21 protein-coding genes are annotated in these 17,123 nt (G+C 69.3%); 12 read left to right on the forward strand and 9 right to left on the reverse strand.

Annotated features, from left to right (window positions below; genetic code table 11):
- Window positions 1–10: 10 nt before the first annotated feature.
- Complete coding sequence (locus AB0L91_RS10885; RefSeq protein ID WP_365011246.1) at window positions 11–1,531, forward strand: adenylate/guanylate cyclase domain-containing protein; 1,521 nt, start codon at window positions 11–13, stop codon at window positions 1,529–1,531.
- Between the two features lie 4 nt (window positions 1,532–1,535).
- Window positions 1,536–2,618 (forward strand): YbhN family protein, encoded by a 1,083-nt coding sequence (locus tag AB0L91_RS10890; RefSeq protein ID WP_357342110.1) that lies wholly within the window; start codon window positions 1,536–1,538, stop codon window positions 2,616–2,618.
- 2 nt (window positions 2,619–2,620) lie between these two features.
- Here AB0L91_RS10890 and AB0L91_RS10895 read toward each other — a convergent pair whose 3' ends face one another.
- Together AB0L91_RS10895 and AB0L91_RS10900 are read right to left on the reverse strand one after the other, a co-directional pair.
- Window positions 2,621–2,977: a DUF3054 domain-containing protein gene (locus AB0L91_RS10895; protein ID WP_365009031.1), complete on the reverse strand. Its 357-nt coding sequence runs from the start codon at window positions 2,975–2,977 to the stop codon at window positions 2,621–2,623.
- A gap of 84 nt (window positions 2,978–3,061) precedes the next feature.
- Window positions 3,062–4,699 carry an NTF2-like N-terminal transpeptidase domain-containing protein gene (locus AB0L91_RS10900; RefSeq protein WP_355275013.1) on the reverse strand — a complete coding sequence of 546 codons (1,638 nt, stop codon included), beginning with the start codon at window positions 4,697–4,699 and terminating at the stop codon, window positions 3,062–3,064.
- 439 nt (window positions 4,700–5,138) lie between these two features.
- Between AB0L91_RS10900 and AB0L91_RS10905 the strand changes: the two genes are divergently transcribed.
- Together AB0L91_RS10905 and aroQ are read left to right on the forward strand one after the other, a co-directional pair.
- Window positions 5,139–5,720, forward strand: coding sequence for a hypothetical protein (locus tag AB0L91_RS10905; RefSeq protein ID WP_365009034.1), 582 nt, complete (start codon window positions 5,139–5,141; stop codon window positions 5,718–5,720).
- A 15-nt stretch (window positions 5,721–5,735) separates the two neighbouring features.
- Complete coding sequence (gene aroQ, locus AB0L91_RS10910) at window positions 5,736–6,185, forward strand: type II 3-dehydroquinate dehydratase (protein WP_355275016.1); 450 nt, start codon at window positions 5,736–5,738, stop codon at window positions 6,183–6,185.
- On the opposite strand, the gene AB0L91_RS10915 is transcribed toward aroQ, so the two are convergent.
- Window positions 6,182–6,628, reverse strand: coding sequence for a nitroreductase family deazaflavin-dependent oxidoreductase (locus AB0L91_RS10915; RefSeq protein WP_355275426.1), 447 nt, complete (start codon window positions 6,626–6,628; stop codon window positions 6,182–6,184). The two genes, aroQ and AB0L91_RS10915, sit on opposite strands and share 4 nt — an antisense overlap.
- A gap of 180 nt (window positions 6,629–6,808) precedes the next feature.
- Between AB0L91_RS10915 and AB0L91_RS10920 the strand changes: the two genes are divergently transcribed.
- Genes AB0L91_RS10920 through AB0L91_RS10930 form a run of 3 tightly spaced genes read left to right on the forward strand, consistent with a single transcriptional unit; the run spans window position 6,809 to window position 8,803 of the window.
- The gene (locus tag AB0L91_RS10920; RefSeq protein ID WP_365009036.1) at window positions 6,809–7,738 is read left to right on the forward strand and encodes an ABC transporter ATP-binding protein; all 930 of its coding nucleotides are present in this window, start codon (window positions 6,809–6,811) and stop codon (window positions 7,736–7,738) included.
- A complete protein-coding gene (locus AB0L91_RS10925) occupies window positions 7,735–8,577 on the forward strand; it encodes an ABC transporter permease (RefSeq protein ID WP_357342100.1) in 843 nt (280 codons plus the stop codon). The genes AB0L91_RS10920 and AB0L91_RS10925 overlap by 4 nt, the downstream gene beginning before the upstream one ends.
- Entirely contained in the window at window positions 8,567–8,803 is a 237-nt protein-coding gene (locus AB0L91_RS10930) for a helix-turn-helix transcriptional regulator (protein WP_232995771.1), read from the forward strand. The genes AB0L91_RS10925 and AB0L91_RS10930 overlap by 11 nt, the downstream gene beginning before the upstream one ends.
- Window positions 8,804–8,855: 52 nt before the next feature.
- Here AB0L91_RS10930 and AB0L91_RS10935 read toward each other — a convergent pair whose 3' ends face one another.
- Window positions 8,856–9,782: an NAD(P)-binding domain-containing protein gene (locus tag AB0L91_RS10935; RefSeq protein ID WP_357342098.1), complete on the reverse strand. Its 927-nt coding sequence runs from the start codon at window positions 9,780–9,782 to the stop codon at window positions 8,856–8,858.
- Window positions 9,783–9,876: 94 nt separating this feature from the next.
- Here AB0L91_RS10935 and AB0L91_RS10940 point away from each other — a divergent pair, with 94 nt between their 5' ends.
- Window positions 9,877–10,248 carry a helix-turn-helix domain-containing protein gene (locus AB0L91_RS10940; RefSeq protein WP_365009041.1) on the forward strand — a complete coding sequence of 124 codons (372 nt, stop codon included), beginning with the start codon at window positions 9,877–9,879 and terminating at the stop codon, window positions 10,246–10,248.
- Between the two features lie 6 nt (window positions 10,249–10,254).
- Here the strand turns inward: AB0L91_RS10940 and AB0L91_RS10945 are convergent, their stop codons facing one another.
- The gene (locus tag AB0L91_RS10945; protein ID WP_365009043.1) at window positions 10,255–11,382 is read right to left on the reverse strand and encodes a glycerate kinase; all 1,128 of its coding nucleotides are present in this window, start codon (window positions 11,380–11,382) and stop codon (window positions 10,255–10,257) included.
- Between the two features lie 83 nt (window positions 11,383–11,465).
- Here AB0L91_RS10945 and AB0L91_RS10950 point away from each other — a divergent pair, with 83 nt between their 5' ends.
- A complete protein-coding gene (locus AB0L91_RS10950) occupies window positions 11,466–11,777 on the forward strand; it encodes a GNAT family N-acetyltransferase (protein ID WP_355275028.1) in 312 nt (103 codons plus the stop codon).
- Here the strand turns inward: AB0L91_RS10950 and AB0L91_RS10955 are convergent.
- Entirely contained in the window at window positions 11,771–12,532 is a 762-nt protein-coding gene (locus AB0L91_RS10955; protein ID WP_365009046.1) for a 1-acyl-sn-glycerol-3-phosphate acyltransferase, read from the reverse strand. The genes AB0L91_RS10950 and AB0L91_RS10955 overlap by 7 nt on opposite strands.
- Window positions 12,533–12,638: 106 nt before the next feature.
- Between AB0L91_RS10955 and AB0L91_RS10960 the strand changes: the two genes are divergently transcribed.
- The 3 genes from AB0L91_RS10960 (at window position 12,639) to AB0L91_RS10970 (ending at window position 14,550) form a co-directional block, all read left to right on the forward strand.
- Window positions 12,639–13,277 carry a YqgE/AlgH family protein gene (locus AB0L91_RS10960; RefSeq protein ID WP_365009047.1) on the forward strand — a complete coding sequence of 213 codons (639 nt, stop codon included), beginning with the start codon at window positions 12,639–12,641 and terminating at the stop codon, window positions 13,275–13,277.
- A 68-nt stretch (window positions 13,278–13,345) separates the two neighbouring features.
- A complete protein-coding gene (locus AB0L91_RS10965) occupies window positions 13,346–13,855 on the forward strand; it encodes a sigma-70 family RNA polymerase sigma factor (protein WP_365009049.1) in 510 nt (169 codons plus the stop codon).
- Window positions 13,852–14,550, forward strand: a complete 699-nt coding sequence (locus AB0L91_RS10970; protein ID WP_365009050.1) for a zf-HC2 domain-containing protein — start codon at window positions 13,852–13,854, stop codon at window positions 14,548–14,550. The genes AB0L91_RS10965 and AB0L91_RS10970 overlap by 4 nt, the downstream gene beginning before the upstream one ends.
- 51 nt (window positions 14,551–14,601) lie before the next feature.
- Here the strand turns inward: AB0L91_RS10970 and AB0L91_RS10975 are convergent, their stop codons facing one another.
- The 3 genes from AB0L91_RS10975 to AB0L91_RS10985 form a co-directional block, all read right to left on the reverse strand.
- Window positions 14,602–15,381 (reverse strand): ABC transporter permease, encoded by a 780-nt coding sequence (locus tag AB0L91_RS10975; protein ID WP_355275035.1) that lies wholly within the window; start codon window positions 15,379–15,381, stop codon window positions 14,602–14,604.
- Window positions 15,378–16,337, reverse strand: a complete 960-nt coding sequence (locus tag AB0L91_RS10980; RefSeq protein WP_365009053.1) for an ATP-binding cassette domain-containing protein — start codon at window positions 16,335–16,337, stop codon at window positions 15,378–15,380. The genes AB0L91_RS10975 and AB0L91_RS10980 overlap by 4 nt, the downstream gene beginning before the upstream one ends.
- Before the next feature lie 119 nt (window positions 16,338–16,456).
- Window positions 16,457–16,984: an EXLDI protein gene (locus AB0L91_RS10985; protein ID WP_365009056.1), complete on the reverse strand. Its 528-nt coding sequence runs from the start codon at window positions 16,982–16,984 to the stop codon at window positions 16,457–16,459.
- Window positions 16,985–17,123 lie beyond the last annotated feature (139 nt).

Genomic DNA, 17,123 nt, shown 5'->3' on the forward strand with positions numbered 1-17,123 from the left:
CAAACAGACCATGCGAACGCGCTGGCCGCTGTATCTGACCTCGGTACTGCTGGCCAATGCCTTCGGCGCGGTCCTGGTGTGGGCCTTCATCCAATACGGCCTGCCCGTCCCCGAGGGCGATCCCGGTGGCGTGCGCCAGACCGGCTTCCTCGCGCCGGTGCTGGTCTTCGGCTCCGCCGCCGTGCTGAGCATCGCCGGTGCCGCGCTGATGCTGCGGCCGGTGATGCGCTGGCAGATGCGCGGCGGCCCGCCCAGCAGGCAGGAACAGATGGCGGCGCTGCACGTGCCGCTGCGCCAGTCGATCCTGCACCTGGTGCTGTGGATCATCGGCGGCGGCATCCTCGCGGCGCTGATCATCGTCGAGTCGCCCGAGCTGGCGGGCGCGGTGATCGTCACCGAGTGTATGGCCGCCACCATCGTGTTCGGCTTCACCTACATGCTCGGCGAACGCATTCTGCGCCCGGTGGCCGCCGAGGCGCTGACCGAGGGCACCTTCGACCACACCCTCACCCCCGGCGTCGGCACCAGGATGGCGATGACCTGGGGCATGGGCACCTTCGCGCCGACCATCGCGATCGTGCTGCTGTGCGTCACCCAGATCTCCTCCGATGTGAAGTTCTCGGCGAAGTCGCTGGCCATCTCGATCCTGCTGCTGTGCGGCGTGGTGATCATGCAGGCGCTGGCGCTGTCGATGCTCACCGGCTCCTCCATCTCCGACCCGGTGCGCCAACTGTCCCAAGCCATCAACAGGGTGCAGGGCGGCGCGCGCGACGTGCAGGTGGAGGTCTACGACGGCAGTGAGATCGGCCTGCTCCAGGTCGGTTTCAACCGGATGATGGAAGAGGCGGCCAAGCGGCGCAAGCTCCAGGAGCTGTTCGGTCAGCACGTCGGTGAGGACGTGGCCCAGCGCGCCCTGGACTACGGCACCGAACTGGGCGGTGAGACCAGGTTCGTCGCCGTGCTGTTCGTCGACATGGTCGGGTCGACCGCCGCCGCGGCGGAGCGTCCGCCGACCGAGGTCGTCAGCCTGCTCAACGAGTTCTTCCGGGTGGTGGTCGACGTGATCGACCGCCACCACGGTTTCGTCAACAAGTTCGTCGGTGACGCGGCGCTGGCCATCTTCGGCGCGCCGCTGGACCGTCCCGACGCGCCGAGTGCCGCGCTGGCCGCCGCCCGCGACCTGCGCGAGGCACTGCGCGAGGTGACCAGCCTCGACGTCGGCATCGGCGTCTCGGCGGGCCTCGCGGTCGCCGGAAACATCGGCGCCGCGAATCGTTTCGAATACACCGTGATCGGCGACCCCGTCAACGAGGCGTCGCGGCTCACCGAATTGGCCAAAGATCAACCCGGCCGCGTTCTCGCTTCGGGCAGCGCGCTCTACTTCGCCGACGAAAGCGAGCAAGACCATTGGGAAACCGGCGACGAGGTGCAACTGCGTGGCAGACGCAGGAAAACCCGCCTGGCCTGGCCGAAACCGCCGAGCGCCGCACCCGGAGCGGACGAGGAAGAACAGCTCCGTTCGTTAGGCTGAGACCGTGACGGCCGACGGCGACCTAGCAGGCGATCCCGCCTCGCCTCCGGCCGAGCGCCGCCGCCGGTTCCGGTGGGTGAAATGGGTGCTCGGCGCGGTGCTGCTCGCGCTGCTCATCGGCGAAGGCGTCTACCTGTGGCCGCGCCTGCACGAATCGTGGCGCACGCTGACCGAGATCCACTGGGGCTGGCTCGTGCTGTGCATCGTGTTGCAGGCGATGTCGATGAGCGGATTCGGCCGGGTGCAGAAGCAGCTGCTGCACGCGGGCGGGGTGGACGTCAGCCAGGGCAAGTCGGTGTCGGTGGTCTACGGCGCCACCGCCATGTCGGTGACCCTGCCCGCCGGGCAGGTCTTCTCCACGGCGTTCACCTACCGCCAGACCCGGCGCTGGGGCGCGAGCCCGATCGTGGCGTCCTGGCAGCTGGTGTTCTCCGGCGTCGTCGCCGCGGCCGGGCTGGCGCTGCTCGGCATCGGCGGTGCGGCGCTGGTCGGCAATCAGATCGGTCCGAAGCTCATCGGGTCGGTGGTGATCCTGGCCGTGGTGCTGATCGCGGGCAACTACCTCGCCCGGCATCCCGGCACGCTGGAGGCGATGCTGCGCCGGGTGCTCGCGCTGGTGAACCGGCTGCGCAAGAAGCCCGCCGGTCACGGCATCGCCAAGCTGGGCGAGATCCGGCGCCAGCTCGAATCGGTGGACCTGGGCAAGAAGGACGCCGCGCTGGTCGGGCTCTGGGCGCTGGTGCACCGGTTCGCCGACGTGGCCTGTCTCGGCGCGGCCTGTTACGCCGTCGGCGCCGATCCCAAGTTGTCCGGCCTGCTCATCGCGTTCACCGCGGGCAAGGCCGTCGGTTCCATCCCGTTCGCGCCGGGCGGCATCGTCTACGTCGACGCGACCCTGATCTACGGTCTCACCGCGGGCGCCGGCCTGCCCGCGTCACAGGCGGTGGCCGCGGCGTTCGTCTACCGGCTGGTCAGCTTCATCCTGGTCGCCATCGTCGGCTGGATCGTGTTCGCGTTCCTGTTCCGCACCCCGCAGGCCGACGACGAGGAATACGAGGAAGAGTTCAAGCAGCAGCGCCGGATCTGAGCTCAGCGCAGGGCGCTCAGCGCGGCTCGCCAGCCCAGCAGGAACAGGGCCAGCACACAGCTCGCGACGATGATGAAGCTCACCGCCACGCCCTGACCGCTGACCGCGCGCAGCACCATCCCGCCGACCAGGGTGCCGAGCCAGATCAGGATGCCGCTGGGCCACAGCACCGTCGCGTCGAAGCGGGTGCCGCGGGCGACGAGCACCGCCAGCGCCCAGCCGATCAGCAAGCCGATTCCGAAGGGCCACACCGTTTTCACGAGACCGGCGATGACCGCTTCGTCGTGACTGCGCCTGCCGATCGCGCAGAAAACGATCACCAACAGGGCATCAGCGGCGAACGGCGCGAATCTCCTCACGCAAGCAGCCTAACGGTTCGTGATCTTCATCGAGCCCGCGCCGAGCCCCACTGATCAGTGCACACTCTGCACGTGCAGCCGCGCTCACGGCTCCGGCGACGCCAGCGATTTCAGCAGGACGGCCGCCAGCCGCGAGGTCGCGTCGCCGCTGTCGGCGTCGGCGATGTGCACCGCGAACACCAGGTCGCCCATGGTGGCCAGCAGCCAGCCGTCGGGGCCGCCGGTCGCCGCGAAGGCGGTGACATCCCGGAAACCACGCAGCGCAGCGGTTTCCGGCTTGCCGATGCCCTCCATCATCAGGCCGCGCAGCCGGTCGACCGCGGGCTGGGTGAGCGCGGGCACCGGCGTGTCGGTGGTGCTCGGCTTGCCGTTCTCGATCATCGGAGGCACCACCGAACCGCGCGAGATTGCGGCCGCGGCGATCGCCATGCCGAAGGGGCTGACCAGCACCGCGTCCGATCCGGCGCCCTGCCGGACCTGCTCGGTGCTGCGGCCGGGGGCGCTGATCCGCCCGGTCACCTCGTCGAGCCCGTGCACCTTGAAGTCGACGCCGACACCGAGCGCGGTGGCCGCCTCCGCGGCCTCCTGCACCGAGACATCCTGCGGCGCTTTGTTCTTCGCGGCCGCGGCGACGGTGCGGAACAGTTCCATGGTGCCGCCGGCCGGGTACAGCCCGGTGAACGCGATCGGGCCCTTCTCGGTGGCGTAGCTGTTCTGCGCGACGGCCACCACCGCGCCGGTCGACGGCTGGATCGCGACCACCGAGGCCGGCGTGCCGACGCTGACCACCGCGTCCTCGGCCGCGCGCTGCAGGCGCTGATCCATGGTCGCGGAGATGTCGGGCCCGGCCGGGCCCTGGTAACCGGCGACCTGGTTGACGAACCGGCCGTCGGCCTCGAAGATCTGCACACCCCAGCCGGAGGTGGTCTCCTGGCTGTCCTTCCACACCTCGCGCAGCGCGTCCAGCATCGGCGACCAGGTGCGGCGATCGGCGGAGATCAGTTTTGGCTGCTTCTCCATCACCACGCCGGGCACCCGCGCCATCCGCGGTTCCAGGATGGCGAAATCGCCCTCGCGCAGGTTCACCGCGACGACCGGCTGCCCCTGCGACGCGGCCAGCTGCTGCATCAGCGACGGCCCGGTGATCAGCGGCGCGACCGGTTCGATCGCGTCGGCGAGCGCGTTCGTCGACCCCACCAGGTCGCCGGTGCGGCTCGGATCGATCTTGATGACATTGATCGTCTGCTCGGTCATCAACAGCTCACCGGGCAGATCGACCACGCGCGGCGGCGGCTTGGCGGTGGTCCGCACCAGCTTCACGGTGCGATTGTTGGCCAGCTGCGGCATCACGACGGCCGGGTCCCAGGAGATCCGCCAGCCGATCGCGAGCTTGCGGACGGTGCCCTGCAGTGTGTAGGTCCAGTCCTTGTGCTCGCCGAAGTTCCAGGCGACCTCCATGCTGAAGATCGCCGACTGCCGGTCGAGGTCGATGACCTGGCTCGGCTCGTAGTCGACCTTGCCGGTCGCCAGACCCTCGAACATTTGCTTCATGGTTGCCGAAGCGGCGGCGGGGTACGAGGTCAGGTCGGCGGCTTTGGTGTAATCCTGCGCGTCCAGCAGATCGGTGAACCGCTGGACAACCGACTCCGACTCACTCGGCTTCCCACCCACTCCGCACGAGCACAGCGCGATGGCGAGGGTCGCAACCCCCGCGATCGCCATTGCGCCCCGTGCGCGAAAGCGGCGGGATCCCCACACATCCATATCGCCCACTCTTCACTCTTGCCACTCCGGTAACAAATCCACCGTACCGGAAGTTGACCCGTCTCCGATGCCCCGGTAACACGGGACGCTACCCGACCTCAGCACCTAGATTGTGCCCGAAATCTCGCCCCGATGAGGGTCTGATTTCGAACCTCGCCCTGCCAGTGGCAACATCTGGCGCGCTAACCGTACCGACCGGCGCGCCGAGTTGTGCGGATCTCGCATTGTCCGGCGATTCAACGTCGGGGTACCCAGCCCGGCCGGCGCTCAACCCGACGCCCCCGACCCGGACCGACCGGGAACACTCGCGTTCACGCAGAGCATAAACCGCTACGCATATATCGGCGTAATCTTGTAATCATCGCAACGTGCGCAATAGAGATAGCAGGTGATTTCCATGCGGAACGCCCATCGCGAACGCGGATTCGGCCGACCCGGCGGTTGGCAGCAAGCGGACCTGCCCGACCCGGCCGACGCCGCCGACTGGTTCGCCGGACGATTGCCCGACGACTGGTTCACCGGCCCGCCCGAGATCGAGATCGACCGTGACGAGATCGTGGTCGTCGGCGAACTGCCGGTGCCACAGCCCAAGTCGGCCGACGCCGACGCGCCGCCGGTCTCGGCGGCCACGAAAGAGGGAGCGCTGGCCCGCTTTCGCGAGTCCACCCGCCCGGCCAGGATGCGGATCGCCGACGAGGCCCAGCGCCGCTACGGGCGCAGCGTCGCCTGGGGCGTGAAGGTAGACGGCGAGCGAATCCTGTTCACCCACCTCGCCGTTCCGGTGATGACGCGGCTGCGCCAGCCCGAGCGCCAGGTCCTCGACACCCTGATCGACGCAGGCGTGGCCCGTTCCCGCGCCGACGCGCTGGCCTGGACGGTGAAACTGGCGGGCAAGCACGCGGAGTCCTGGCTCGCCGAACTCCGCGAGGCCATGCGCAAGGTCGACGACCTGCGCTCGGAGGGCCCGACCGGCCTGTGAATTAAGGTGGCCTGCATGGCAGACACCGTGCAGGCCACCGGCCCGATCCTCGTGCTCAACGGGCCGAACCTGAACATGCTCGGCACCCGCCAGCCCGAGATCTACGGTGCCGACACCCTCGACGACGTCATCGCCCTGTGCGAACGGACGGCCGCCCGGTTCGGGCGCGAGGTCGTGACGTTCCAGTCCAATCACGAAGGCGCGCTGATCGACCGGATCCAGCAGGCCCGCGGCGAGGTGTCCGCCATCGTGATCAACCCCGGCGGCCTGACCCACACCTCGGTCGCGCTGCGCGACGCCCTGGTGATTCCCGAGGTGCCGATCGTCGAGGTGCACATCAGCAATGTGCACGCCCGCGAGGAATTCCGGCACCACTCGTTCGTTTCCCCGATCGCCACCGCGGTCATCGCGGGCCTCGGCATCCAGGGCTACGCCGCGGCCATCGAGTTCTTGAGCAAAGACTAGGCCAGCCGGAAGACCGGGAATCCCGGTGCGATAGCGGCGAGTTCGGCATCGGTCGCGTTCTTGTCGACGCCCTCGAAGAACTTGCCGACCTCCCAGCCCCACTTCTCCAGGTAGAGGCGCAGCAGCGGGACCTTGTCGGCATCGGCGATCTCGGTGGCCGTGAAGGATTCGACCTTGCGGCCCAGCCGCAGTTCACCGTCGCCGGCGACGCGCAGGTTGCGCACCCACTGGGTGTGCCCGCGCGGGGCGACCAGGTAGCGCGCGCCGTCGGCGGCGGTCATCACGTTGACCATGGTGGTGCGCCATTCGCCGCTCTTGCGACCGCGCACGGCCAGCAGCCGCGAGCCCATGACGCTGATCCCCAGCTTGGGCAGCAGGTTGGCGATCTTGTTCATGATCGGGTCGAAGCCGGTGGGGCCGAGGTAGCGGGTCGCGTTGTCCATCTTGATCACTCCTGAACTGTGAGCACTGCTCTCTGTTGAATACAAGCATGCGCGCTCGGCGTCAGCATGTCAAGAGCAGTGCTCTCATTTTCCGAAACACCCGATTCGGCCGAAGTATTGCCGCGATGAAATGTAGTACGTATGCTACATCTCATCGAAGGTTGATGACTGGGAGGACTCATGACTTCGAGTAACAGCGTCGTGCTCGACGTGCGACAACTTCGGATGCGCTACGACGACACCGACGTCCTGCACGATGTGACATTTCAGGCCGCGCGCGGCGAAGTACTCGTCATGCTCGGGCCCAACGGCGCGGGCAAGACCACCACGATCGAGATCCTCGAGGGGTTTCGCAGGAGGTCGGCCGGCCGGGTCGACGTGCTGGGGACCGATCCCGAACACGGTGACGAACAGTGGCGCGCACGCATCGGCGTCGTGCTGCAGTCCTGGCGTGATCACGCGAAATGGCGTGTGCGCGAACTACTTCAGCATCTCGGCTCGTACTACGTGCCCTATGCCACCGCGCGCACCCCACGGCCGTGGGACATCGATGAGCTCATCGAGCTGGTCGGCCTGACCGAGCACGCGAACGCCAAGATCTCCACCCTCTCCGGCGGTCAGCGCCGCAGGCTGGACGTGGCGATCGGCATCGTCGGCAAGCCCGACCTGCTGTTCATGGACGAGCCGACGGCGGGCTTCGATCCGGCCGCGCGCCGCGACTTCCACGATCTGGTGCACCGGCTGGCCGATCTGGAGGACACCACGGTGCTGCTCACCACGCACGACCTGGACGAGGCGGAGAAACTGGCCGACCGGCTGCTGATCCTGGCCGGCGGCCGGATCATCGCCGACGGCTCGCCCGACGAGCTGTCGCGCTCGGTCGCGGGCGAGGCCCAGGTGAGCTGGACCGTGGACGGTCAGCGATTCGTGCACACCACCACCGAGTCGACCAAGTACGTGCACGAGCTGTTCAAACAGCACGGCGAGGCCATCGGCGACCTCGAAGTCCGCCGGGCCTCCCTGGAGGACACCTACATGGCCCTGGTCCGCCGCGCCGAATCCGGCGACGCGGGCGCACCGGTGCACACACTCGCGGAGGTCACCCGATGAACGTCACCGCCATTCGCGCCGGTCTCGCCCGCGGCGGGATCGAATTGCGCCAGCTCTACACCAACGCCCCCGATCTGATCGGGCAGTTCCTCACCCCCGCCCTCTCGCTCGCGGTGCTGTTCCTGCTGCGGAACAAGATGTACGGCGAGAGCGGGCTGTCGGTCGCCGAGCTGGCCGTGCCCGGTCTGCTCGGCGCCATCATCGCGTTCAACGGCCTGTACGCGATCCTCAATGTGCTCGTCCTCGACCGCGAGGACGGCACGCTGCTGCGGGCCAAGGCCGTGCCCAAGGGCCTCAACGGCTACTTCGTCGGCAGGATCACGGCGGGCGCGGGCGCGGTGCTCGCGCAGGTCGTTATCGTGCTCGGTGTGGGCATGGTGATCATCGGCGGTTCCTCGCTGACCGACGCGGGCGCGATCGCGACCTTCGCCGGGATACTGGCGCTCGGTCTGCTGGCCGTGCTGCCCTTGGGCACGATCCTGGGCAGCCTGCTCGACAGCCGCTCGTCGTTCCTGCTGACGATTCCGCTGATGGGCCTGGTCGCCATCTCCGGCATCTTCTATCCGATCACCGCGCTGCCCGGCTGGCTGCAAGCCGTCGGACAGGTGTTCCCGATGTACTGGCTCGGCCTCGGCATGCGCTCGGCGCTGCTGCCCGCCGACGCCGTCGCCGTCGAACTCGGCCAGTCCTGGCGGCACCTGGAAACCGTTGCGGTGCTCGGCCTCTGGGCGGCGGCCGGGTTGCTGATCGCGCCGGTCGTCCTGCGCCGGATGGCGGCGCGCGAATCCGGCTCGGCCATGGCAGCGCGCAGGGACAAGGCGATGCAGCGTGCCTTCTGAGGTCATCTACAACCGCATCGCGATGCTGCGCGCCGAGCGCGGCATCTCGCGGCGGGACCTAGCCGAGGCGCTGGGTGTGCACTACCAGACCGTCGGCTACCTCGAGCGGGGCGAATACAGCCCCAGCCTGCATCTCGCCCTGCGGATCGCGGCCTATTTCGAGGTGGCGGTCGAGGTGGTGTTCGCCACCGAACCGTTCCCCCGGCTCGGCGCCGAGACCGCCTGACCACCCGAACCGTCCGGTGCCCGCGGGCCCGGACGGTTCCGGCGTGTCCGGCTCAGGCCGCGCCGCGGATCAGCTCGAAGGTCGACACCGGCTTGCCCGCCGCCTCGCTGGCCTCGACCGCCCTGCGCCAGTACGACTGGGCCAGGTGCGAGAAGCCCGCGTCGACCCCGACCTCCTCGCTGGCGTCGATGATGTGCTGCGCACCGGCCACCATCATCTTCAGCGAGGCCAGATCGGCCCAGCCACCGTTCTGGTTGGCCGCCGAGAACTCCTCCATGAAGTACGGGTAGGCCTGGCTGGACCGGATCGCGAACGGCACGAACTGCGCGATGTCGTGACCGGACTTCGCGATCACCGCGGTCGCCTGGTCGAAGGCCAGCAACCAGGGGTGGAAGGTGATCAGCAGCGCCTGGTAGAAGACCTGCGCGAGGCCGTCGTCGGCGCCCAGGTACTCCTGCGGGCTGAGCGGGCGAAGCAGCTCGGCGTGCGCGTCGAACACCTCCCGCGGACCGCTGTAGAAGATGTAGGACGCGGGGTGCTCGATATTGTCGCCCGCCGACATCACCCCGCCGGAGAGGAACTGCGCGCCCCGCTCGCGCACCCAGGCCGCGCCGGCCCTCGCCTTCTCCGGCGAGTCCGAGGACAGGTTGGCGATCACCTTGCCCGCCAGGGCTTCCGGCGCCTGCCCGAGCACGTCGTACATGGCGGCGTAGTGGGTCAGGCTCAGGACCGACACCTCGTTGGCGGCCAGCGCCTCGGCGACGGTGGCGGCGCGCTTCGCACCGAGCGCGACCATCGCGTCGACCTTGTCGGTGCTGCGGTTCCACACGGTGACCTCGACACCGGCCGCCAGGAAGGCGCGGACCATGGCCTGGCCCATCGGGCCGAGGCCCAGGACGGAGACGGAGCGGGTGGACTGTTCGGACATCTGATGCCCCTTCGGTTCTCGATGGTTCGATGGTTCGGCGCCGGAATCCATGGTGGTCGGCGCGGGTATCGTCGGGAAGACCGAACGTCGGGGTGTGGTTGCTTACCCCGAGGTCCGAAATACGGTCGGAAGGGGTGCACCAACGATGAACAGTGACGCAGATCACGATGTGTGCGGCATGAGCCTGGCGATCGACGTCGTCGGCGGCAAGTGGAAGCTGCACCTGATGTGGGTGCTCGGCGCGGGCCCGCAGCGGTTCGGGCAGATCCGGCGGATGCTCGACGGGGTGAGCGAGAAGGTGCTCACCGAGAACCTGCGCCAGCTGGAAGCCGCGGGCGTGGTGCACCGGGAGATCTACCCGGAGATCCCGCCGCGCGTCGAGTACTCGCTGACCACCCTGGGCGACACCCTGCGGCTCGCGCTGGAACCGCTGGAGGCCTGGGGCGACACCCACCGCGCCGCGCTGGCGGCGAACACCCGCCCGAGCGCGCCCGTCGCCACCGCGGTCGGGCTGTAGCGGGTCTCACCAGTGGTCGAGCGCGATCCGTTCGCCGACGCGTTCGAGCAGCGCGGCCGCGTTCGCGATCGATCGCGCCGGGTTCGGTTCCAGGTCGGCCAGGGCGTAGCAGCCGGCGAACCCGGCGGCCCGGATCTCCCCGGGCGAGAGCATCGTCCGGCCCACCGCGGCGACCACCGGCACCCCGGCCGCCTTGGCCGCGGCGGCCACCCCGACCGGCGCCTTGCCGTGCATGCTCTGGTGGTCCAGCGACCCCTCACCGGTGACCACCAGGTTCGCCCCGGCCACCAGCGCCGGGAATTCCAGCAGCTCGAGCAGCACATCGATGCCGGGGCGGACCTGCGCGCCGAGCACGGCCAGCGCGCCGAACCCGGTACCGCCCGCCGCGCCGGCGCCGCCGATCTCGGCATAGCCGGTGCCGAGGACGGCGGCCCAATTCGTCAGCGCCGCTTCGAGATTCACCATCCGGCAGGCGTCGGCTCCCTTCTGCGGCGCGTAGACCGCCACCGCGCCCGCCGGCCCGAGCAGCGGGTTGTCCACATCACAGGCCAGCGTGAACCGCGCCTTCGCGATGGCCGGATGCAGCGCGGCGCGATCGACCGACACCACCCGGCTCAGCAGCGCGACGACATCGAATCCGGCCGCGTCACCACGCAATTCGCGACCGTCACGGTCGAGCAGGCGCAGGCCGAGCGCTTGCAGGAACCCCGCGCCGCCGTCGGTGGACGCGCTGCCGCCGAGCCCGAGGACGATCTCGCGGGCGCCGTGGTCGAGCGCGTGCGCGACCACCACCCCGAGCCCGAAGGTGTTGGCCCGGATCGGCTCCAACCGGCCACCGGGGAGTTTGACCAGGCCGACCGCCGCGGCCAGCTCGACCACCGCGGTGTCGCCGTGCACGGCGTAGACCGCGGTCGACGGCTCCCCGGTCGGGCCGGGTGCCGGGACGACGACGCGTTGCCAGCCCGCGGCGGCGAACGCGTCGACCATGCCGTCGCCGCCGTCGGCGACCGGCACACAGCGCACGTCGACGGACGGCGCGGCCCGGCGGATCCCGGCCGCCAGCGCGATGGCGACTTCGGGCGCGGTGAGAGAACCCTTGAACTTGTCGGGAGCGAGCACCACACGTGCGGTCATCCCGACATTGTCCGGGCTCGGACCGAAACCCGCCATACACAGACCCCGCCGTCGAATGTCGCGGACCGGGGTAGTTTCGACGCATGGCGACCGAGGTCCGCAACAACGCCGCGCTCGAGCGGTTCGAACTCACCGCCGACGGGGTACCCGCCGGCTATATCGAGTACCAGGACACCGGGGCCGAACGCGCCCTCGTGCACACCGAGATCCATCCCCGCTTCGAGGGCCAGGGCCTGGCCAACGTGCTCACCCAGGCCGCGCTGGACGCCAGCCGCGCCGAGGGGTTCGGCGTGCTGCCGCTGTGCCCGGTGGTCCTGCATTTCGTCAAGACCCATCCGGCCTACATCTCGCTGGTGCCGCAGCGGGCGCGGGAACTGTTCGGGCTGCCTCAGTAGCTCGCGACGGCGGCGTCGACCGCCAGTTGCAGTTCGTCCTTGACCGTGCGGGCGATGTCGGCGGGCCGCTGCGGGAGTTCCAGCACCGGATCCCGGAAGTAGAACCGGGCGGAGACGACCTCAGCGGCGGTCGGCTCGACCTTCGGGTCGGGCCGCGGCCCGTAACTCATCGCCAGGGCGACCAGCGCGGGCGGCGCGTCCAGCTTGGCCGCGCGGAACGCGATATGACCGATCCCGCTGCCGACGGACTGCACCGTCGCCGGGTCGACGTCGTTGCAGGTGCCCTCGGGGAAGATCGCCAGGTGATCACCGGCGGCCAGGCGCTGCGCGCAGACGTCCATCATGCGCTGCCCCGCGGCGTTGACGGCCCTGATGCCGTGGTCCTTGCCACGGAACACCGGGATGCCGCCCATCATGTCGACCTTGCGGCGCTGCTCGGGATCGACGAACAGTTCGTCCTTGGCCAGCACCCGCATCCGGCCGATCCGGCGGCGCAGCGGTGAGCGCCACGCCGTCGCGGCGACGGTGTACGGATCGCTGGTGGAGAGGTGATTGATCGCGAAGATCACCGGGCGACCACCGCGCACCAGCGCCTTCAGCCGCTGCTCGGCGCCCTCGGCGAAGGCCACCCGCGGGCGGAACCGCCGGGCCAGCACGGCATAGGACGCCAGCGCCTGCCAGCGATTCTGCTGATGTCGCTGGTAGTAGTCGTACACGGCGTCACTGTTTTCGAGAAGGACCTCGGGCGAGTGCATGCCGCGACCCTACCGGGCGGGCCCGCAGCCGGTCGGACCAGAAAATTTCCGGTGCGTGGCGGTCCGCGGGGAGCGCGCGACACCGGTCCAATGCGATGATGACTCGGTGGCACGCGGAGACGACCCGGACGAGCGACGGACTCGCGACGGGCACGGCGACGACCGGCGGCACGGGCAACCGGCGGTGGGCGTCCGCGCGGGCAACCTGCTGGTGTCGGCGATCGACCTGGTAGAACCGACTTTCCGGCGGACCGTGGTGTACGTCATCGAGCACAACGACGCGGGCAGCCTCGGCGTGGTGCTGAACCGGCCGAGCGAGACCCCGGTCGCCGATGTCCTGCCCGCCTGGGCCGAGCTGGCCGCCCAGCCCACCGACCTCTACATCGGCGGGCCGGTCAAACGCGACGCGGCCCTGTGCCTGGGCACCCTGCGCACCGGCGCCGACATCTCCGAGGTGCGCGGCCTGCGCCGGGTCGACGGCCGGGTGGTGCTGGTCGACCTGGACGCCGATCCGGCCGAGATCGGCCCGCTGGTCGAGGGCATCCGGATCTTCGCCGGGTACGCGGGCTGGTCGATGGGCCAGCTCGACGGCGAACTCGACAACGACGACTGGATCGTGGTCTCGGCGCTGCCGTCGGATCCGCTGGCCACCGACCGGCACGATCTGTGGGCGAGCGTGCTGCGCCGCCAGCCGCTGCCGCTGTCCTTGCTCGCGACGCACCCGATTGAACTCGAACGCAACTGATCCCGTTACTCCTTCGACAGATCAGGAGTGACACCATGAATATCGACGAGCAGTGATCCGGACCGCCGATGGACGACGGTCGCGACGAACTGATGCGCGCGCTCTACGCCGAGCACGCTCCCGCACTGTGGCGCTTCACCCTGGGCCTGGTGCGCGATCCCGGCCGGGCCGAGGACATCGTGCAGGAGACGCTGCTGCGGGCCTGGCAGCGGCCCGCGGTGCTGGAGCAGACCGAGACCTCACCGCGCGCGTGGCTGTTCACCGTGGCCCGTAATCTAGCCGTCGACGAACACCGCAGCGCGCGAGCTCGCCGGGAGTTCGGCACCGACACACCGCCCGAACAGGTGAGTCCCGACCAGTCCGACCGGGCGCTGGACGGCTGGCTCGTCGCCGACGCGCTCAGCACGCTGAGCCAGGATCATCGCGAGGTGATCGTGCGGGCCTACTACCGCGGTCTGGGCATGCAGCAGATCGCCGATGAGCTGGGCATTCCGCCGGGCACGGTGAAGTCGCGGCTGCACTACGGCATGCGCGCCATGCGCTTGGCCTTACAGGAGATGGGGGTGACGAACCGATGACCGATCTCTTCGACGAGTACAGCACCTGGGACGCCGCCTACGTCCTCGGCTCCCTGGGCGCCGACGAGCGCCGCGAGTACGAGACGCACCTGCACGACTGCCCGCACTGCACCGAGGCGGTCGCCGACCTGGCGGGCATGCCGGGCATGCTCGCGCTGGTCGATCGCGACACCGCGCTGTCGATGATCGAAGCCACCGACCCCACCGCCGCCCCGGCCCCCGACCTGCTCCCCTCGCTGGCCGCCGCGGCCGAGAAGCGGCGGCGGCGTAATCGCTGGATCGGGATCGGCAGCGCGGTCGCGGCCGCCGCGGCCGCCGTGGCGATCGCCATCCCGGTGACGGTCACCGTCGCGCGCTCGGACACCCCGGCCGAACAGGTCGTCGCCGCCCAGCAGATGCGGGCGGTGGAGCAGACACCGGTCAGCGCCGAGGTGAAGCTGGTGCGCGACGGCGACCGCACCCGCCTGGTGATGACCTGCCGCTACGCGCCGAGCAGCTACGGCTCCGGCTACAGCTGGACCTACGGCCTGGTCGTCACCGCGGGTGAGCAGCGCTTCGAACTCGACCAGTGGCCCGCGGGCCCCGGGACCGAGCTCACCGTCGACCGCACCATCGACGCGCCCCCCGAGTCGATCAGCAAGGTCGAGATCACCTCGATCAACTCGGGCCGCACGATCCTGGAGGCCCAGATCTGAGCACACGCGAAAGCCCCGGAGGGAATCCCTCCGGGGCCTTGCGGCGTGAACTCAGCTCTGCTTGCTGAAGATGGACTTCGACCACAGGTAGCCGCCGCCGGCGATCACGGCGCACCAGCCCAGCGAGACCCAGCCGTTGACGCCGATCTCGGTGCCCATCAGCAGCCCGCGCAGGGTCTCGGTGATGGGGGTGAAGGGCTGGTACTCGGCGAACTGGCGCAGGCCGACCGGCATGGTGTCGGTGGCGACAAGGCCGCTGCCGAGGAACGGCATCATCACGATGGGAAACGGTGCGTTGCTGGCGCTTTCGGGGTTGGGCGAGAGCAGGCCGAGCGCGATGGCGAGCCAGGTGAAGGCGAAGGTCACCAGGGTGAGCAGGCCGAAGGCGGCCACCCATTCGACCAGGTTCGCGTTGGGCCGGAAGCCGATCAGCAGCGCGACGCCGGTCATCACGGCCATGCCGCCCAGCGCCTGGATGAGCGCGCCGAACACGTGCCCGGTGAGCATCGAGGACTGCGAGATCGCCATCACCCGAAAGCGATTCACGATGCCCTTGCTCTTGTCGGTGGCGATCGAGACGGCCACCGACACCGTCATGTACGCGGGCAGCAACAGCAGCATGCCCGGCGCCAGGTAGTCGATGTACTCGCCGCCGGAGGACTTCTCCAGCGCCCCGCCGAAGACGTAGTTGAACACCAGCAGCAGCACGGTCGGCATGATCAGGATGCCGAAGACCATGCTCGGGTAGCGCTTGGCGTGGATGATGTTGCGCCGCAACATGGTCATGGTGTCGGCGAAGGCGTGCTTGTTCGCCACGGTGGTGGTGCTCATGCGAGGGACTCCTGCTCGATGGTGGCGCGGCCGGTAAGGGTGAGGAAGACGTCGTCGAGGTTCGGGGTGTGCACGGAGATGCCGCCCGCTTCGATGTTCTCGGCATCGAGCAGGTCGAGGACCGCGCGCAGCGAGCGGACGCCGCCGTCGCTGGGGACGGCGAGGGTGAGTCCGTCGCCCGCGTCGAGCACCCGCGCGGAGGGGCCGAGCGCGTACTGCGCGGCGGCCAGGGCCCGCTGATCGGCGAAATCGATGCGGATGTGCCCGCCGGGGATCAGCCGCTTCAGTTCGGCCGCGGTGCCCTCGGCGACGATGCGGCCCTGGTCGAGCACCGCGATGCGGTCGGCCAGCTGATCGGCTTCCTCGAGGTACTGGGTGGTGAGGAAGACGGTGACGCCGAGATCGTCGACCAGGCCGCGGATGATGTCCCAGATGGCGCGGCGACTGCGCGGGTCGAGGCCGGTGGTCGGCTCATCGAGGAAGATCACCCGCGGATTGCCGACCAGCGTCATGGCCAGGTCGAGCCTGCGGGTCATGCCGCCGGAGTAGGTGCTGGCCGGCTTGTCGGCGGCCTCGACCAGGTCGAAGCGCTCCAGCAGCTCGGTGGCCAGGCTGCGGGTGTCGCGCCGGGGCAGGTGGTTGAGATCGCCCATCATGTGCAGGTTCTCGCGGCCGGTGAGCAGTTCGTCGACGGCGGCGAACTGCCCGGTGACGCCGATCAGCTCGCGGACGCCGTCGCGTTCGGTCACCACATCGTGGCCGCCGACGGCGATCTCGCCGCCGTCGGCGCGGATGAGCGTGGTGAGGATCTGCACCGTGGTGGTCTTGCCCGCGCCGTTGGGGCCGAGCAGGGAGAAGATCGTGCCCTCGGCGACGGTGAGGTCGATGCCGTCGAGGACCGTGTGCTCGCCGTAGGCCTTGCGCAGGCCCCGAGCCGTGATGGCCGAGTTGACCATGGTCGTCCCTTTCCAGAGAATTTCATTCATTACTGCGAATAAGTGCATGAGTTATCGACACAGCCCCTAGGGGCTGCGGTTGCTGGTGTGGTGTGTGGTTGTGTCCGGCAGGGCGGGAACTAGATGTCGAGTTCCTCGATCTGCGGGTGGGACTGGATGTCCTCGACCTTGCGGTAGAGCTTGTCGGGGATGCGGCCCTTCAGGTCGCCTACCGCGTCGACGACCTCGTACTCGTAGTCGCCCCAGTCCCAGGGCCGGTCGCCGATGCCGAACATCCGGCGCCAGTACTTCCAGTCCTTCATGTCACCGGCGGCCTCGCCGGTCGGGTAGTCCTTCCACAGCGCCGTGTGCGTGTGCAGCACCAGCTTGCCCTTGCGACTGCGGTAGACCTGCTGGTGCAGCACCCGCTCGTCCCCGACATCGCGCCATTCGCCGAGCAGCGTGCCCTGGAAGCGCACCTGCCGCACGCCGTCGCGACCCACCTGCAAGACGATCTCGTCGAAGCCGGCCTGGCGGCCTTCCTCCAGGTCGATGAACCGGCGCAGCGCGGCGACCACCGCGCCGGAGATGTTGCCGCCGACGAGCTCCTGCGCCCGCTGGAACAGGGGCAGATCATCGTCGGCTACGTAGATCGTCTTGTTGGGCATGCACTCACTATACGTAGATGTATACGTACACACAAGGGGTGGATCTCACCCACCCTCTGAACCGGGGTCGAAGCCACGCCGTATTCCTCGTGTACGCGACGTTCCGTCCGCCGGTACCCGCTGGTCAGACCGGGTGCCG

Source organism: Nocardia sp. NPDC051833 (assembly GCF_040681225.1).
Taxonomy (GTDB): Bacteria; Actinomycetota; Actinomycetes; order Mycobacteriales; family Mycobacteriaceae; genus Nocardia.

Bases quoted from the DNA above. Each gene is read 5' to 3' on its own strand.
- AB0L91_RS10885 (WP_365011246.1), top strand. From the start codon at position 11: ATGCGAACGCGCTGGCCGCTGTATCTGACCTCGGTACTGCTGGCCAAT.
- AB0L91_RS10900 (WP_355275013.1), bottom strand. From the start codon at position 4,699: ATGGCGATCGCGGGGGTTGCGACCCTCGCCATCGCGCTGTGCTCGTGC.
- AB0L91_RS10905 (WP_365009034.1), top strand. From the start codon at position 5,139: ATGCGGAACGCCCATCGCGAACGCGGATTCGGCCGACCCGGCGGTTGG.
- aroQ (WP_355275016.1), top strand. From the start codon at position 5,736: ATGGCAGACACCGTGCAGGCCACCGGCCCGATCCTCGTGCTCAACGGG.
- AB0L91_RS10915 (WP_355275426.1), bottom strand. From the start codon at position 6,628: ATGGACAACGCGACCCGCTACCTCGGCCCCACCGGCTTCGACCCGATC.
- AB0L91_RS10920 (WP_365009036.1), top strand. From the start codon at position 6,809: ATGACTTCGAGTAACAGCGTCGTGCTCGACGTGCGACAACTTCGGATG.
- AB0L91_RS10925 (WP_357342100.1), top strand. From the start codon at position 7,735: ATGAACGTCACCGCCATTCGCGCCGGTCTCGCCCGCGGCGGGATCGAA.
- AB0L91_RS10935 (WP_357342098.1), bottom strand. From the start codon at position 9,782: ATGGATTCCGGCGCCGAACCATCGAACCATCGAGAACCGAAGGGGCAT.
- AB0L91_RS10940 (WP_365009041.1), top strand. From the start codon at position 9,877: ATGAACAGTGACGCAGATCACGATGTGTGCGGCATGAGCCTGGCGATC.
- AB0L91_RS10945 (WP_365009043.1), bottom strand. From the start codon at position 11,382: ATGACCGCACGTGTGGTGCTCGCTCCCGACAAGTTCAAGGGTTCTCTC.
- AB0L91_RS10950 (WP_355275028.1), top strand. From the start codon at position 11,466: ATGGCGACCGAGGTCCGCAACAACGCCGCGCTCGAGCGGTTCGAACTC.
- AB0L91_RS10955 (WP_365009046.1), bottom strand. From the start codon at position 12,532: ATGCACTCGCCCGAGGTCCTTCTCGAAAACAGTGACGCCGTGTACGAC.
- AB0L91_RS10965 (WP_365009049.1), top strand. From the start codon at position 13,346: ATGGACGACGGTCGCGACGAACTGATGCGCGCGCTCTACGCCGAGCAC.
- AB0L91_RS10970 (WP_365009050.1), top strand. From the start codon at position 13,852: ATGACCGATCTCTTCGACGAGTACAGCACCTGGGACGCCGCCTACGTC.
- AB0L91_RS10975 (WP_355275035.1), bottom strand. From the start codon at position 15,381: ATGAGCACCACCACCGTGGCGAACAAGCACGCCTTCGCCGACACCATG.
- AB0L91_RS10980 (WP_365009053.1), bottom strand. From the start codon at position 16,337: ATGGTCAACTCGGCCATCACGGCTCGGGGCCTGCGCAAGGCCTACGGC.
- AB0L91_RS10985 (WP_365009056.1), bottom strand. From the start codon at position 16,984: ATGCCCAACAAGACGATCTACGTAGCCGACGATGATCTGCCCCTGTTC.